This is a genomic window from Actinoplanes sichuanensis (assembly GCF_033097365.1).
GTDB classification, from domain to species: domain Bacteria; phylum Actinomycetota; class Actinomycetes; order Mycobacteriales; family Micromonosporaceae; genus Actinoplanes; species Actinoplanes sichuanensis.
The window spans coordinates 342,622-358,399 of the sequence record NZ_AP028461.1 but is presented as its reverse complement, the minus strand read 5'-3'; the positions used below and the strand labels follow the sequence as shown (position 1 = coordinate 358,399).

Here is a 15,778-nt window from a genome sequence, read left to right as displayed (position 1 = left end):
GCGACGGCCGGCTCATGCCAGGCCGAGCCCGGTCAGGATGTCGGCGACCGCCTTGTCCTGGTCGGTGAGGAAGGTGGCGAACTGGTCGCCGGTGACGAACGCGTCGGTCCAGCCGTGCTTGGTGAGTTCGGCCTTCCACGCGTCGGTGCCGTGCATCCGGGTCAGCGCGTCGATCCAGGTCTTCTTGTCGGCGTCGGTGATCCCGGGCGGGGCGACGATGCCGCGCCAGTTGGTGAAGACCAGGTCGATGCCGGACTCCTTGAGCGTCGGCACCTCGGCGACCGCGTCGATCCGCTTCTCGCTGGTGACCGCGAGGACCCGGACCTGCCCGGCCTCCACCTGGTCGAGGAACTCGCCGACGCCGCTGGCGCCGAACGCGATCTTGTTGCCGAGGACGGCCGGGAGCAGTTCGCCGCCGCCGTCGTAGGAGACGTAGCCGACCTGCTTGGCGTCGATGCCGACGGCCTGGGCGAGCTGCATCGGCAGCAGGTGGTCGGGGCCGCCCGGGGACGAGCCGCCGCCGACGGTGACCTTCTTCGGGTCGGCCTTCCAGGCGGTCACCAGGTCGGTGATGGTCTGGTACGGCGAGTCCTCGGCCACCACGATCGCGCCGGGCTCCTCGATCACCTTGGCCAGCGGGGTGGTCTCGGTGAGCTTCGCCGGGGACTTCTGCGTGTAGGAGGCACCGACCACGCCCAGCCCCATCTGCATGGCGAGCTTGCCGTTGCCCTTCTCGTTGACGGTCCGCTGCAGGCCGACCGTGCCGCCGGCGCCGGACAGGTTGAAGACCTCGACCCCGGAGGCGATCTTGTCGTCCTCCATGATCTTGGCGATGCTGCGGGCCGTGGTGTCGTACCCGCCGCCGGGGCTGTTCGGCACCATCAGCCGCAGCCCGGCGACCGGACCACCATCGGCGCCGTCGCCGCCCTTATCCGCGGTCGCCCCGCACCCGCCCGCCGCCACCAGAGTCACGGCGGCGGCCATCCCCAGGAACGCCCTGGCCAGAGATTTCATCGCGGTTTCTCTTTCGTTTCGTCGATGACCGGCGCGATGATGGTGGCCCTTCGGCGGCCGCCCGGTCTGCGTTGTGACGACAACGGAGGTTGAGTTCATTGTGGTCGTGACTTTCCGACGAACGACCCTTGCCGGCCAGCTCCTCGTCCTGCAGGTGACGATCATCCTGGTCGTGCTGGTGGCGGTGGCGGCGCTGACCCTGGCCCAGTCGGCGGCCGCGTTCAGCAGCGTCGAGGGCCGGCGGGTGGCCGCACTGGCCGAGCAACTGGCGGACAATCCGCTGGTCCGGGACCGGCTGCCCCGGCCGGCACCCGGCGAGACGCTGGCGCCGGTGGTGCAGGCGTTCCGTACCCAGTCGGACATCACGTCGGTGACCATCGCCGACGCCCGCGGCATGGTGGTCAGCTCGACCGACCCGATCCTGGTCCGCACCATGCTGCCGCTCGGCGACCCGAGTGTGGCCGAGGGCCGCGGCTGGTCCGGTGAGCTGGTCGTCGACGGGTCGCGGGAGCTGGTGGCGCAGGTGCCGGTGCTGAGCGCCGAATCGGGCACGCTGGGGCAGCGACTGGGCACCGTGATGATCGGCGAGCGGTCGCCGACGATCTGGCAGCGGGCCCGCGACGGCGCCGGTAACCTGGCCATCTTCCTGGGGATCGCCAGTCTCGTCGGGATCGCCGGATCGTGGCTGGAGGCCCGCCGGATCAAGCATCAGACGCTCGGGCTGGAGCCGCGGGAGATCGCCGGACTCGCCGAGTACCGGGAGGCGATGCTCTACGGGATCGCCGAAGGGGTGATCGCGCTCGACCCGCAGCACCGGATCACGATGGTCAACGCGGTCGGCCGGACCCTGCTCGACCTACCCGCGGACTGTGCCGGGCGCAGTCTCGCCGAACTGGGCATCGACGGCCGGCTGCACGACGTGCTGACCGGTAGTGAGCAGGGCGAACGTGACGAGGTGGTGGTCCGCGGCGGCCGGGTGCTGGTGATGAACCGGATGGCCGTCACCAAGGACGGGCGGCGGCTCGGCTCGGTGACCACCCTGCGGGACCGGACCGAACTGGCCCGGCTGGAACGGGAGATGGGATCCTTCCGCAGTTCGACCGAGGTGCTGCGGGCGCAGGCGCACGAGTTCGCCAACCAACTGCACACCATCTCCGGACTGATCCAGATCCGCGACTACGACGAGGTGGTGCGCTACGTGAACGCGCTGGCCAAGCACCGGGAGTCGCTCGACCTCACCCTGACCAGCCGGATCCACGACACCGCCGTGGCGGCGCTGCTGATGGCGAAGTCGGCGCAGGCCGCCGAACGTCGGGTCCGGCTGCGCATCTCGGAGAGCACCCATCTGGGCCGGCTGCCCGCGGACCGGTCGGCCGACGTGGCCACGGTGGTCGGCAACCTGGTCGACAACGCGGTCGACGCGGCCGCCGCCGGTGACCCGGACCGGGACGCGTGGGTGGAGGTCGAGTTGCGGCAGGACACCACGGCCGTGGAGATCGTGGTCCGCGACTCCGGGCCGGGAGTGGCACCGGAGTTGGCGCAGGAGGTGTTCTCGCACGGGTTCACCACGAAGGCGGCCCAGGGTGGCGAGCGCGGCATCGGGCTGGCGCTGACCCGGCTGATCTGCAAACGCCACGGCGGTGAGGTGGCCGTCACGAACACGCCGGACGGCGCGATGTTCACCGCCCGGCTGACCGTCCCGGAGAGGGTGACGACATGATCGGCGTCCTGGTCGTCGACGACGACTTCATGGTGTCGCGGATCCATCGGGGTTTCGTCGAGCAGGTGCCCGGGTTCCGGGTGGTCGGTACCGCGCACACCGGGCAGGAGGCGATCGACGCGGTCGCCGCGCTCGCGCCCGACCTGATCCTGCTCGACCTCTACCTGCCGGACATGTTCGGGCTGGACGTGGTGGTGCGGTTGCGGGCGGCCGGACACGACTGCGACGTCATGGTGATCACCGCCGCCAAGGAGGCCGACGCGGTCCGCTCGGCGGTGCGGCACGGGGTGGTCAACTACCTGCTCAAGCCGTTCGGGGTGGACGATCTGCGGCAGCGGCTCGAGCAGTACGCGCGTCGCCGCACCGGGCTCGGCGAGATGCGGGTGCAGGTGCGTGACCAGGCCGATGTGGACCGGGCACTGGCCCGTGCCGCGGCCCCGGCGGTGGGCCTGCCGAAGGGGCTCAGCCCGGAGACGGCCCGGCTGGTCGAGCAGGCGCTGCGGTCGGCGGCCGAGACCCTGTCCGCGGCCGAGTGCGCCGACCGGATCGGGATCTCCCGGGTCAGCGCCCGGCGCTACCTGGAACATCTGCGCGACAGCGGGCGCGCCGAGGTGCGGCTGCGCTACGCGGTCCCCGGCCGCCCGGAGCACCGGTACCGGTGGGTCAGCGGCTGACGAGACCTCTTGCCTCAGGCGGGGCGGGTGGCCGTACCGAATAGGGCCTTCTGTTCGAGGAGGTCGCGGAAGGCGCGGGCGGCGGGTGAGGCCGCGCCCGCCGTGCGTTGGGCCGTGAAGATCGTGCGGCGCGGGGAACCGGCGAGTTGCAGCAGCCTCGCGGAGGTCTCCCGGCCGGCCCAGATCAGGTCGGGGATCAGGGCGACGGCGTTGCCGGACTCGACGAGTCGCATGTGGGCCTGCAGGTCGGCGGTCTCGTAGCGGACGTCGGGCTCGAACCCGGCGACGCGGCAGACCTGCTCGGCGAAATGGCGGGAGGCGGCGCCGCGCGGCTCCATCACCCAGGGCATGTGGCGGGCCGTGTCGAGCGAGTCGACCGGGTGCAGCGACTCGTCCGCCGCGGGCAGGGCGAGGCGGATCGCGTCGGTGGTCAGGTCGTGCCGGTCCAGGCCGGGGTGGTGTGGCGCGGCGTGCGCCGGGTACTGCTCGGCGATGACCATGTCGAAATCGCGGGCCCAGGTTTCGCGCAGCGCCTCCTCGGGTTCGCGCTGGACCATCTCGACCCGCACGTCGGGGTAACGCTCGGCCATCGCGCGGAGGGTGGTGGGCATGAAGGCGAGCGCCGCGGACTGGAAGACGGCGACCCGGACCCGGCCGGTGACCCGGGTCGCGGCGGCCTGCAGGCGGGCCTCGGCACGCTCCAGCGTGTCCAGCACCTCGGCCACCGACGCCACCAGGACCTCGGCCTGCGGGGTGAGCTGGACCCGGCGGCCGGCCTTGCGCAGCAGCTGGGTACCGGTCTCCTTCTCCAGCTGGCTGAGCTGCTGGCTGACCGCCGACGGGGTGAAGTTGAGCGCCTCGGCGACCGCCGCGATCGTGCCCCGGACGGCCAGCTCGCGGAGCAGGATCAGACGACGGATCTCCAGCACTCTTTCAGGTTAGCTCAACTTAAGAGTACTCCTCACAAAGCATCGCTTTTCCTTACCTGATTCGGGACTGCAGACTGTTGCGCATTACGGAAGGAGCATCCCGATGTCTGAGATCGCCGAAGAGACGATCGCCCTTGTCCGGCGCTGGCTGCGCGAGGCGGCGTCGATCCCGGTCGGCGGCTCGGCTGCGCAGCTCGCGGGTGTTCTGCGTGATCCGGCCGGACTCGCGTTCACGGTCGGCTTCGTCGACGGGGTGATCCGGCCGGAGGACGTTCGGGTCAGCGCACGCACCTTGTCGGATCTGTCTCGCAATATTCCGACGTTCCTCCCGGCACACCTACGCCTGGCCGTTCGCGCCGGCGGCTTCTTCGCCCCGCTCATGCCCGGCGTAGTGGTGCCCGTCGCGCGGCGGGCGCTGCGTCACATGGTGGGACACCTGATCGTGGACGCCACCGACGCGCGGCTCGGCAAGGCGATCAAGCGGATCAGGCGACGGAATGTCCGACTCAACGTGAACCTTCTGGGCGAAGCGGTGCTCGGCCGCGGCGAGGCGGAGCAGCGCCTCAAGAGCACCGAGAAACTACTGGCCCGACCCGACGTCGACTACGTGTCGATCAAGGTGTCCTCGGCGGTCGCCCCGCACAACCCGTGGGCCTTCGACGAGGCCGTCGAGGAGATCGCCGCCAAGCTCCTCCCCCTCTTCACACTCGCCGCCGAGCAGCGCAAATTCGTCAACCTCGACATGGAGGAGTACAAGGACCTCGACCTCACCATCGCGGTCTTCACCAAGCTCCTCGACCGTCCCGAACTGCTCGGGCTGGAAGCCGGCATCGTCCTGCAGGCCTACCTGCCGGACGCGCTCAGCGCCATGATGCGCCTGCAGGTCTGGTCCGCGTCGCGCCGTGAGCGCGGCGGCGCCGGCATCAAGGTGCGCCTGGTCAAGGGGGCCAACCTGCCGATGGAGCGGGTCGAGGCGGAACTGCACGGTTGGCCGGTCGCCACCTGCGACAGCAAACAGGCCACCGACACCAACTACAAGCGGGTCCTCGGGTACGCACTGCACCCGGACCGGATCCGCAACGTGCGTCTCGGCGTGGCCGGGCACAACCTGTTCGACGTCGCCTACGCCTGGGTGCTGGCCGGTGAGCGCGGCGTGCGCGACGGCATCGAGTTCGAGATGCTCCTCGGCATGGCCGAGGGGCAGGCCGAGGCGGTCCGGCGCGAGGTCGGCGGTCTGTTGCTCTACACGCCGGTGGTACGCCCGGAGCAGTTCGACGTGGCGATCGCGTACCTGATCCGCCGTCTCGAAGAGGGCGCGAGCCCCGACAACTTCATGTCCGCGGTGTTCGAACTGCACTCCGATTCGGCCCTGTTCGAGCGGGAGAAGGAACGCTTCCTCGCCTCCCTGGCCGACCTCGACTCCGAGGTCCCGCAGCCCAACCGGGTCGAGGACCGGTTCGCCGCCGTCCCCCGGTCGGCGCCCGGCTCGTTCGTCAGCACCCCCGACACCGACCCGGCCGTCGCCGCCAACCGGGCCCGCGTCCGTGACGTCCTGGCCCGGGTCGAGTCGTCCACCCTCGGTGTCGACGTGCCCCGGATCAGCGACCGGGAACACCTGGACGAGGCCCTGGAGAAGGCGGCCGCCGCGAATTGGGGCGCCGCCGACCGCCGGGCCGTGCTGCACGCCGTCGGCGACGCCCTCGAAGAGCACCGGTACACACTGCTCGAAGTGATGGCCGCCGAAGCCGGCAAGACGATCGACCAGGCCGACCCCGAGGTGTCCGAGGCGATCGACTTCGCCCACTACTACGCCGAGCGGGCCTTCGCATTGTCGGAGACCGACGGCGCCGTCCCGGTCCCGGCACGGCTCACCCTGGTCACGCCCCCGTGGAACTTCCCGGTCGCGATCCCGGCCGGGTCGGTGCTGGCCGCCCTGGCCGCCGGCTCGTCGGTCGTGCTCAAGCCCGCCGGGCCCACCGAACGATGCGGGACCGTGCTGGCCGGCATCCTGCGCGACGCCCTCTCCGCGGCCGGCGCCGACCCCGACCTGGTCACCCTGCTCCAGGTCGACGAAGGCACCCTCGGCCGGGAGCTGATCGCACACCCGCTCGTCGACCGGGTGATCCTGACCGGCGCGTACGAGACCGCCGAACTGTTCCGCTCGTTCCGCACCGACCTGCCGCTGCTCGCCGAGACCAGCGGCAAGAACGCCATCATCGTCACCCCCAGCGCCGACCTCGACCTGGCCGTCAAGGACGTGGTGGCGTCGGCGTTCGGGCACGCCGGTCAGAAGTGCTCGGCGGCCTCGCTGGTCGTACTGGTCGGCAGTGTCGCCCGGTCCCAGCGGTTCCGCACCCAACTCCTGGACGCGGTGTCGTCGCTCGAAGTGGGATATCCGGCCGACGCGCGTACCAGGATGGGTCCGCTCGTCGAACCGGCCGCCGGGAAACTGCGCGACGGGCTGACCACCCTCGGCACCGGTGAGACGTGGCTGCTCGAACCCCGTGAGCTCGACGAAACGGGCCGACTGTGGAGCCCCGGCGTCCGGGACGGGGTGACCCGCGGCTCCGCCTACCACCGCACCGAGTATTTCGGCCCGATCCTCGGCATCATGACCGCCGACACGCTGGACACGGCCATCGACATCGTGAACGAGGTCGACTACGGCCTGACCTCCGGTCTGCACTCGCTGGACGAGGACGAGATCCGTACCTGGCTGGACCGCGTCCAGGCGGGCAACCTGTACGTCAACCGCGGCATCACCGGCGCGATCGTGCAGCGGCAGCCGTTCGGTGGCTGGAAGCGGTCGGCGGTCGGCCCGGGCACCAAGGCCGGCGGCCCCAACTACCTGGTCGGGCTCACCGGCTGGGCGCCCCGTCCGGCCACCGCCGACGCCGAGATCACCCACCCCGAGGTACGGGCCCTGCTCGCCTCCCTGACGACGGCCGACGTCTCCGCCGACGCTCTCGCCTCGATCGAACGGGCCGCCCGCAGCGACGCCGCGTTCGATTTCCGGGCGCCGTCGGACGTCACCGGGCTGGCCGTGGAACGCAACGTCTTCCGCTACCTGCCGACCCCGGTCACCGTCCGGCTCGCCGCCGGCGGTTCGGTGGCCGACCTGGTCCGGGTCCTCGCGGCCGGTCTGCTCACCGGCGCCGAGATCCGGGTCTCGAGCGCGGTCCCGCTGCCCGCCACGCTGGCGGCCCGCTGCCCGGGCCTCACCGTCGAGGACGACGCCACCTTCGCGGCAGGTCTCACCGCCGGCCGGGTCCGCCTCATCGGCGGCGACGCGTCGGCGCTCGCCGCCGCCACCGGCGGACGTCCCGACCTGGCGGTCTGGTCCGGGCCGGTCACCGAGTCCGGCCGGGTCGAGCTCCTGCCGTTCCTCCGCGAACAGGCGATCAGCATCACCGCCCACCGTTTCGGCAACCCGCTCCCCCTGGCCGCCGCGGTCCTTTAACCCAGACCCACCCCCATCCGGTACGCCCTCCGCGCGCTCCCCGCACGGAGGGCGTTCCCACACCCCCCGCGCCGTCGCCGGACCGCCCTTCACCGCACGATCTCCTCGCGCCCGTCGTAGCCGATCGCGATATTCAGATGAAAGCCGCCTTCGCTGTCCCGGGTGGACTCCGCGGCCGGCTTGAGAGCGTCCCGGGTGGAATCCGGAAGCACCTCGAGCCGGCCCGCCAGGTGGATGCGCCGAGAACCTCGTCCAGATGCTCGGCCCCGTACCGGTGCCCGACCCGCGCGTCCTCGAAGCCCATCTGCCGGGCCCATCGTCGGTTGCCGTCCATCACCATCGCCAGATGCCGCGGCAACTCCGCCCCGTCCAGCCGTTTCCGGAGCCGACGCGCGTAGACCGAACACACCAGCTTCTTCAACCATGTCATGTCGGACACCGAACCACCGACCTCACCGGTTCCCGGGCGCTTTCACATAGCCCACACCGATCGCACACACCACCACACCCAGCCCTCAAGCCACCCGAAGCAGAACCCGCCACGACAAGCCGGCCGGGGCATCAGAGGACGGAGAAGCCGGTGGGGAGGGTGGTCCGGCCGGTCAGAGCGCGGATGGTGGGGATGCCGTGGCCGATGGCGGCGCCGATGCGGGCGGCCAGGGCGGCGGTCGACGCGAGCGTGTCGGGGTCGAAGTCGATCGGGAGGCCGGCCGCCACTGCGGCGTCGGAGGCGTGCACGACCAGTTCGAACGTCCGGGTGGGCAGCCAGTCCTCGACGCGCATGCCGCCGACCGGGGTGGCGACCAGGTCGTCGTCGCCCGCGACGGCCAGGGCGCCGGTGGCCTGGCCGATGTAGTGGCTGACCAGGTCGGCCGGATCGTCGCCGAGGGCGGCGCCGGTGGCGCGGGCATCCTCGGCCGACGCCTGCCGGGCGGCGGCGACCAGGTCGGCCGGTGCTACCCGGGCCAGCGCGAAGTACGCCTCGGGCGCCGGCACCAGCAACGTCGGGGCCGTCGTGGCGAGAACCGTCGGAACCTGACGCAACGCCGAACTGACGGTGTGGCCGAGCAGGTCACGCAGCGTCCACTCGCCGAGGCCGGGCCCGTCGAGGGCGGCCGGCGGGATGCGGGCGACGAGGTCGGCGAAGACGATGGCGGCCGATCGGTAGGTGCGGCGGTAGTCCATGCCACCACCGTGCCACGCGCGGTAGCCCATCTCACTCATCCCCGCCGCGCGAACCGGCGCGACGGGGACAGGCCGTAGCCTCGCGGGGTGCTGCTACCTCTGCCGGACGGCGAGTTCAAGGCCTACCTGTTCGACTGCGACGGGACGATCACCGATTCGATGCCGGCTCACCACCGGGCCTGGTTGGCGGCACTCGGTGAGTGGGGCGGCGACTTCCCGGAGGAGCTGTTCTACGCATGGGGCGGTCGGACGGTGGTCGACGTGATCACCGATCTGAACACCAGGCAGGGGCTGAGCATGCCGGTGGCCGAGGTGGCGGCCCGGCGTGAGGAGCTGTTCCAGGCGATGCTCCCGCACATCGGTGCGGTCCCGGGGGTGCTGGAGCACATCGAGGCGTCGTACGGTCGGGTGCCGTTCGCCGTCGTGTCGGGCAGCACCCGCGAGTCGGTGATCGCGTCGTTGTCCGCTCTTGATCTGCTGGACCGGTTCGTGGCGCTGGTCTGCGCCGAGGACTACGCACACCCGAAACCGGACCCGGAGGGCTACCTACTGGCCGCCCGGCTGCTGGGCGTCGACCCGGCGGACTGCCTGGTCTTCGAGGACACCCCGCTCGGTGTGGCCGCGGCCGAGGCGGCGGGAATGAGATATGTGCTCGTGCCGCCACCGTGGGAACGCTGACAATCGATGGATGATTCATCAGCGGGCATTGGAGTACCTTCTCGCGCTGGAGGGTGCGGCACTGCTGCGCTCGTTCGTGGAGGAGTCGGATCCGGGGTTCGGTCGGGCGCGGGTGGCCGAGATGCGGCGGCTGTTGGCGATGGCCGAGCTCGACGTGGAGCCGGTGGCGGTCGAGCGGGTGTCCGCCACCGACGGCTACCGGGTGTGGTCACGGACCTATGACGAACCGGGCAACGGCCTCTTCCCGGCCGAGGAGGCGGCGGTCCGCGGCATCCTGGCCGACCTGAAACCGGGGGTGGTGCTCGACGCCGCCTGCGGCACCGGCCGGCACAGCGCATGGCTGGCCGACCGGGGGCATCGGGTGATCGGTGTCGACGGTTCCCCGGACATGCTGGCCCGGGCCCGTGACCGGGTGCCGGGCGCCGATTTCCGGGAGGGCCCGCTGGAGCGGCTGCCGCTGCCGGACCGCTCGGTCGACGCGGTGGTGTGCGCGCTCGCCCTCACCCACGTACGCGATCTGCGTCCGGTGTTCGCCGAGTTCGCGCGGGTGTTGCGGCCCGGCGGTGACCTGGTGATCTCGGACGTCGCCCAGGAGTGGATCGCGATGGGTTCGGTGCCCCGGGTCCGGCTCGACGACGGGCGTCCGGCGCTGACGCCCGGGCACCGGCACCGGACCTCCGACTACCTGGGTGCGGCCCTCCCGGTCGGGCTGCGGGTGGTGTCGTGCGACGAGCCGCGGCAGGGCCCGGTCGTGCCGCTGGACGCCGGCGCCGAGATGCCGGCCGGAGGGACCCCGGTCGGGGAGACCGGGCCGTGGGATCAGTGGCCGTGGTCGTTGGCCGGGATGCTCCCGCACGTCTGGCAGGCGGTCACCGGTGGCGTACCGCTGATGATCATCTGGCACTTCCAGCGGGATCCAGCGGATCGATGACCCGGTTGCGGTGGTGCTGGTAGATCACCGAACTACGGAAGCCGACGATCTCCCGGCGGCCGGAGAACCGGTCCATCAGGAACGCGTGCAGCCCCTCCACGCTGGGCACCGCCACGTGCACCAGGAAGTCGTCACCGCCGGCCAGCACGAACACCGACAGCACCTCGGGCAGCCCGGACGCGTACGACTTGAAGCCCTCGATCACCTCCCGGTTCAGCGGGCGGACCTGGACGTGCAGCAGCGCCTGCACCTCACGGCCGAGCGCGGTGAGGCTGACGTCCGCGTGATAGCCGGTGATCACCCCACGGTCACGCAGCAGACGCACCCGCTCCAGGCAGGTCGACGGCGCGACGCCGACGGCCCGGGCCAGCTCGCGGTTGGTCTGCCGGGCGTTCGTCTGCAATTCCCGCACGATCGCCGAATCAATGTCATCCACGACCATCATTCTGAACTATTTGCCGAACGTTGTTCGGCGTGATCACTCCCGGTCCGTCTGGCCTCCTAGTTTCGAAACCACAAACCCTTCAGATGTACGGGAGAAGCACATGCCGATCCACCAACGGGTCGTGGTCGAACGCGGCACCCGGTCCGGGTTCCCGATCGTCGTCGCGGTGCACTCCACCGCGCTCGGTCAAGCGGTCGGCGGCTGCCGGATGGCCGTTTACCGCGACTGGCGCGCAGGACTCGACGACGCGCTGCGCCTGTCCACGGCGATGACGTCGAAGGCCGCGCTGGCCGGTCTGCCGCACGGCGGCGGCGCGGCCGTGGTGGTGCTGCCCCGAGGCGCGTTCGGGAACACGGCGGGCGGCCTGACCGCGGACGGCAGCATGGCCTGGGGGCCGACGGGCGGCATGGCCGAGGGCGTGGCCGGAGGCCCCATGGACGGCATGGCCGAGGGCGTGGCCGGAGGTCCCATGGACGGCATGGCCGGGGGTCTGGCCGGGGGCGTGGCCGTGGACCGGCGGGCGGTCCTGCACGATGTCGGGGATGTGGTCCGGAACCTGGGTGGCGTCTTCTCCATCGGGCCGGACGTGGGCACCGGGCCGGCCGACATGCGGGTCATCGGTGAACGCACCGACCACGTGCTCGGGCGGGCCGGCGACTCCGGCCCGGCCGCCGCCGCGGGGGTGGTCGCCGCGATTCAGGCAGTCGTCGCTGACCGATTCGGATCACCGTCGCTGTCTGGGCGGACGTTTGCCGTCCTCGGGGTCGGCCGGGTCGGCGTGCACCTCGTGGACCTGCTGTCGGCGGCGGGTGGGAAGGTGCTCGCGGCGGATGTGGACGGCGCACGGCGTACCGTCGTGGAATCCCTGGGCGCGACCTGGACCGATCCGCGAACCTGTCTCACCGCGGACGTCGACGTGCTCGTGCCGGCCGCCCTCGGTGGTGTCCTCACCGCCGCGACCGTGCCCACGCTGCGCTGCGCGGCGGTCGCCGGGCCGGCGAACGCCCAGCTCGACGAACCGGCGACCGCGGACCTGCTGCACGAACGCGGCATCCTGTGGGCGCCGGACGTGGTGGCCGGATCGGGCGGGATCATCCACGCGGTCGCGACCGAACTGCACCGGGAGACGCCGCCGCGGGTCGCCGCCCGGGTCGCCGGGATCGGTGACACGCTCACCCGGATCCTGGACGCCGCCCGGGAGACGTCGTCGACACCGGCGGCCGCGGCTTCCCGGCTCGCAGGCTTCCTGATCGGCGAGCCGGTGGCTTCTACGATGGCCGCATGCTGACGGCGGAGAGCACCGGCTTCTGGGGTAGGGCGTACACCATCGCCGAGAACGGCACACCGATCACCACCTGGGACAACAGCTGGTGGAAGTCGGGTGGCACGTTCGAGTTGGCCGGGCGGACCTATCACGTCCGGGCGAACATGTGGGGCAGCCGCTACACGATGCTGGACCCGGGCGGCGCGGTGTTCGCCGAGGCCGAACGGGTCGGCCGGAAGAACTGGACGGTCCACGCGGGCGGCCGGACCTACGAGTTCCGGCGGACGTCGATCTTCAAGTCCGACCAGCACCTGATGGACGGCGAACGAACGGTCGGCACGATCCGCCGGACCAGCCCTGACCGGCAACCTCACCGCCGACCTGCCTGGCCTGCCGCTGCCGTTGCAGGTGTTCGTGCTCGGCGTCCTGATCGTCCAGTGGCAGTCCGCGAACGCGGCCGGCGCCGCCTAGTTGTTCTGACCACGGACGTTGGTAACGCGGTGGAGTTCCTGAAATAGGTGAGGACCTCCGGGTGAGGTGGAGCTTGTCTAAGGTTCCGTTTCACCCGGGAGGCCCTCTATGCCCCACGCTAATGCCACACTGACCGAACGTGGCCGATTGCGGCTGGCACGGTGCGTCGTCGATGACGAATGGCCGTTGCGCCGGGCGGCGGACCGGTTCCAGGTGAGCCCGACAACCGCGAAACGCTGGGCCGACCGCTACCGCACCGACGGCGCCGCAGGCATGGCTGACCGGCCCAGCCGGCCCCACACGAGCCCGAACCGCACACCCCGCCCGGTCGAACGTCGCGTCTTACACCTGCGCCGCAGCAAACGACTCGGGCCGGTACGGATCGGCTGGCGACTGGGTCTTGCGGCCTCGACCTGCCACGCGATCCTGCGCCGCGCCGGCGCCGCCCGCCTGTCTCATCTCGACCGGGCCACCGCCGAGCCGATCCGCCGCTACGAACATCAGACGCCCGGTGACCTGATCCACGTCGACATCAAGAAACTCGGCAACATCCCCACCGGCGGCGGCTGGCGCACCCAAGGTCGCCGCCAAGGCAATCTCAACCGCACCGCAACTCCCGGGCACGCTAACGGCAAGAACGGCGCAGCCCAGCTCGGATACGCCTACCTGCACACCGCCCTCGACGACCACTCCCGGCTGGCCTACACCGAAATCCTGGCCGACGAAACCAAAGAGACCGCCGCCGGGTTCTGGCGACGCGCCCACGCCTGGTTCACCAGCCACGGCATCACCGTCGCCCGGGTCCTGACCGACAACGGATCCTGCTACAAAGCCCGGCTCTGGACCGAGACCTGCACCGAACTCGGCGTCCGGGTTAAGAAGACCCGCCCCTACCGGCCACAAACCAACGGCAAGGTCGAACGCTTCCACCGCACCCTGACCGAGGAATGGGCCTACGCCAAGCCTTACACCAGCGAAAACGCCCGACGCAAAGCCCTACCCCGATTCCTGCACACCTACAATCACCACCGCCACCACACCGCCATCGGCGGACCACCCGCCAACCGCGTTCCCAACCTCTCTGGGCAGAACACCTAGTAGGTGACCGCCACCGCGTAGCGGGGCCGCTCGCCTAGGAGGTGACCGCCACCGCGTTGCGGGGTGCTGGAGCGCTCTAGCCGATGGTGACGGTCGCGTAGACGAACGCGGCGTAGCAGGGCAGGGCCAGCAGGGCGATGCGCTGGGCGGCCACCGCGGCCCCGAAACCGGCGGTGGCCGCCGCCGCGCCCAGGAACAGCCAGGTCAGCGAGTGGCCCCAGCGCAGGGCGAACCAGAGGAAGCCATCGGTTCCGACCGCTTTCCCCTCCGGCCAGACGAAGATCCAGACAACCGAGAGCACCAGGCAGAGGGCGGCCCACACGAAGGCCGGCACTCCGAGCAGCTTGATCACACCGGCAGGGTAGTAAGCCGGCACCAGAGACCGCCCGTCGCCGGCTCGGCTCGCGGCCGCCGTTCGGCGGGTCGGGGTTCCGGTCTGTCGGGTGTGACCGCATTGCGGGAATAAATTCTTTCCCGGCGGGGAGCCGGACATCCGGTTCGGCGGCGGCGGTTCGGTGGGCCAGGTCGCCACCGCCTGTGATGTACGACCGACGGCCGCTCGGCTCCGCTGGGCGCGCCACACGGGTTGACGGTGGTCGGGCGGATTCGTGCCGAAGTGGTTTCGCTCGGCGGCCGGACCGTTGATGACGGGTCGGACGGCGAACGCGGCGGCCTCCGGGATCGGCATTCGGAACGGCGATTCGGACGTCGCCGCGGAGGCAACCGGGAGAGGATTGCCGGTTACTCTGCGTGAGGCCATCTTCGCGCATCCACCTGGTCGCAAGTTGTTTCCATGCCGTTACAGGCGCTCCGGGAGTCTTGCGCTAAATGCACGTTCATCAATAATGAGCGCCATGAATCGAGCCGAGGCGATACCGGTTGACGGGTCCCGGAGCACGACCGAGCCCCCCAGAGGCCACGAGCCGGCGACCCCTCCGCCGGCGACCGGCCAGGCTCCCCCGCAGGTCGTCACACCGGGCCGTGCGGCCGGTGGCGGCAACAGTCTGGTGGTGCGCCCGCCGGCGCCCGCCCTCACCCCCCATCGAGGCCGTCGACGGCCGGACAGCACGCCGGACAGGCTCCCGGCCCGGCGCGCTGAACCGGCCTTCCCGACCCGAACCACCGAACCGACGCTGCCGGTCCGACGCGCCGAACCGGCCCTCCCGACCCGACGCACCGAACCGACCCTTCCGGTCCGGCACGCTGAACCGGCCCGGCCTGAACCGTGGGTCTGGCCGCCGGCTGACGGCCGCACCGCGAACACCGCGGTGACCCGCCGCACCGGGCGGCGGGGTGCGGTTCCGACCCGACGGGTGGTCGCGTTGTGAACGCCACGACACGTCCGGCGGTGCCGCCCGCGGGCCGACCACAGCGCCGCGACCGGGGACGGTCCGAACCCGCGGACAATCACCCACGTGCGCTGACGGGGGACGAGCAAACCAGGATCAACGGGCTCTGCCGGCCACGATGTGACCGGCGCGGCCCACGACGAACCAGTGCACTCCTGCCGGCGGGCTCGGCCCATCGCCACCAGTTCTCCCGGGGCCGCGCGAGCCCGGACGGGACGATCCGGGCGACGACGGGTGCGGCGGAGACGGCCGGGACGGCCCTCGCGACGGGTGCGGCCAGGACGACCCGCGCGACGGGTGCAGCCGGGACGGCCCGCGCGGCGGGTATGACCCACACGGCGGGTTCGGGACGTGTGGTGGGTTCGGGTCGCTGTGGCGGGACCGCCGGCGGGCGGGCCGGTGTGGTGCGGGCGGAACCGCGGCGACGGGCCCGATGGAGGGCTCCCGCCGGGCCTACGAGGGCGATCGTGCGGACACCCGCCACGGCGGGTGCCCATGGGCGTACCGAAAAGTGGTTTGCCGCATCGCGGACCGTGACCATTTTCGCAAATCGGACGCCA

Annotated in this window: 14 protein-coding genes and 1 pseudogene; 8 read left to right on the top strand and 7 right to left on the bottom strand. The window is 71.4% G+C overall.

The genetic code is table 11. The features are described from left to right. Positions 1–12 precede the first annotated feature (12 nt). Positions 13–1,014, bottom strand: a complete 1,002-nt coding sequence (locus Q0Z83_RS01460) for a Bug family tripartite tricarboxylate transporter substrate binding protein (RefSeq protein ID WP_317791936.1) — start codon at positions 1,012–1,014, stop codon at positions 13–15. 106 nt (positions 1,015–1,120) lie between these two features. On the opposite strand from Q0Z83_RS01460, the gene Q0Z83_RS01455 reads away from it, so the two are divergent. Then, positions 1,121–2,734, top strand: coding sequence for a sensor histidine kinase (locus Q0Z83_RS01455; RefSeq protein WP_317791935.1), 1,614 nt, complete (start codon positions 1,121–1,123; stop codon positions 2,732–2,734). Continuing rightward, positions 2,731–3,408, top strand: a complete 678-nt coding sequence (locus Q0Z83_RS01450; RefSeq protein ID WP_317791934.1) for a response regulator — start codon at positions 2,731–2,733, stop codon at positions 3,406–3,408. The genes Q0Z83_RS01455 and Q0Z83_RS01450 overlap by 4 nt, the downstream gene beginning before the upstream one ends. 14 nt (positions 3,409–3,422) lie before the next feature. On the opposite strand, the gene Q0Z83_RS01445 is transcribed toward Q0Z83_RS01450, so the two are convergent. Then, a complete protein-coding gene (locus Q0Z83_RS01445; RefSeq protein ID WP_317791933.1) occupies positions 3,423–4,337 on the bottom strand; it encodes a LysR family transcriptional regulator in 915 nt (304 codons plus the stop codon). Positions 4,338–4,440: 103 nt separating this feature from the next. On the opposite strand from Q0Z83_RS01445, the gene Q0Z83_RS01440 reads away from it, so the two are divergent. Beyond that, a complete protein-coding gene (locus Q0Z83_RS01440; RefSeq protein ID WP_317791932.1) occupies positions 4,441–7,797 on the top strand; it encodes a bifunctional proline dehydrogenase/L-glutamate gamma-semialdehyde dehydrogenase in 3,357 nt (1,118 codons plus the stop codon). 89 nt (positions 7,798–7,886) lie between these two features. Here Q0Z83_RS01440 and Q0Z83_RS01435 read toward each other — a convergent pair whose 3' ends face one another. The 3 genes and pseudogenes from Q0Z83_RS01435 to Q0Z83_RS01430 all read right to left on the bottom strand — a co-directional run bounded on the left by Q0Z83_RS01435 (position 7,887) and on the right by Q0Z83_RS01430 (position 9,012). Then, complete coding sequence (locus Q0Z83_RS01435) at positions 7,887–8,114, bottom strand: undecaprenyl diphosphate synthase family protein (protein ID WP_378079013.1); 228 nt, start codon at positions 8,112–8,114, stop codon at positions 7,887–7,889. Further along, a pseudogene (locus Q0Z83_RS55700) lies at positions 8,082–8,227 on the bottom strand (polyprenyl diphosphate synthase); the annotation flags it as partial. The gene Q0Z83_RS01435 and the pseudogene Q0Z83_RS55700, both read right to left, overlap by 33 nt. Before the next feature lie 131 nt (positions 8,228–8,358). Beyond that, the gene (locus Q0Z83_RS01430; RefSeq protein ID WP_317791931.1) at positions 8,359–9,012 is read right to left on the bottom strand and encodes a maleylpyruvate isomerase N-terminal domain-containing protein; all 654 of its coding nucleotides are present in this window, start codon (positions 9,010–9,012) and stop codon (positions 8,359–8,361) included. A gap of 57 nt (positions 9,013–9,069) precedes the next feature. Here Q0Z83_RS01430 and Q0Z83_RS01425 point away from each other — a divergent pair, with 57 nt between their 5' ends. After that, positions 9,070–9,660, top strand: a complete 591-nt coding sequence (locus Q0Z83_RS01425; protein WP_317791930.1) for an HAD family hydrolase — start codon at positions 9,070–9,072, stop codon at positions 9,658–9,660. Positions 9,661–9,670: 10 nt separating this feature from the next. Further along, positions 9,671–10,591 carry a class I SAM-dependent methyltransferase gene (locus Q0Z83_RS01420; RefSeq protein WP_317791929.1) on the top strand — a complete coding sequence of 307 codons (921 nt, stop codon included), beginning with the start codon at positions 9,671–9,673 and terminating at the stop codon, positions 10,589–10,591. Here the strand turns inward: Q0Z83_RS01420 and Q0Z83_RS01415 are convergent. Continuing rightward, the gene (locus tag Q0Z83_RS01415; protein ID WP_317791928.1) at positions 10,554–11,033 is read right to left on the bottom strand and encodes an Lrp/AsnC family transcriptional regulator; all 480 of its coding nucleotides are present in this window, start codon (positions 11,031–11,033) and stop codon (positions 10,554–10,556) included. The two genes, Q0Z83_RS01420 and Q0Z83_RS01415, sit on opposite strands and share 38 nt — an antisense overlap. A 103-nt stretch (positions 11,034–11,136) precedes the next feature. On the opposite strand from Q0Z83_RS01415, the gene Q0Z83_RS01410 reads away from it, so the two are divergent. The 3 genes from Q0Z83_RS01410 to Q0Z83_RS01400 all read left to right on the top strand — a co-directional run bounded on the left by Q0Z83_RS01410 (position 11,137) and on the right by Q0Z83_RS01400 (position 13,869). Next, a complete protein-coding gene (locus tag Q0Z83_RS01410; protein WP_317791927.1) occupies positions 11,137–12,324 on the top strand; it encodes a Glu/Leu/Phe/Val dehydrogenase dimerization domain-containing protein in 1,188 nt (395 codons plus the stop codon). After that, the gene (locus Q0Z83_RS01405) at positions 12,318–12,818 is read left to right on the top strand and encodes a hypothetical protein (protein WP_317791926.1); all 501 of its coding nucleotides are present in this window, start codon (positions 12,318–12,320) and stop codon (positions 12,816–12,818) included. The genes Q0Z83_RS01410 and Q0Z83_RS01405 overlap by 7 nt, the downstream gene beginning before the upstream one ends. Positions 12,819–12,879: 61 nt before the next feature. Beyond that, entirely contained in the window at positions 12,880–13,869 is a 990-nt protein-coding gene (locus Q0Z83_RS01400; RefSeq protein WP_317791925.1) for an IS481 family transposase, read from the top strand. A 76-nt stretch (positions 13,870–13,945) separates the two neighbouring features. Here Q0Z83_RS01400 and Q0Z83_RS01395 read toward each other — a convergent pair whose 3' ends face one another. After that, on the bottom strand, positions 13,946–14,221 hold the full coding sequence (locus tag Q0Z83_RS01395) for a hypothetical protein (protein WP_317791924.1): 276 nt from the start codon (positions 14,219–14,221) through the stop codon (positions 13,946–13,948). Between the last annotated feature and the right edge of the window lie 1,557 nt (positions 14,222–15,778).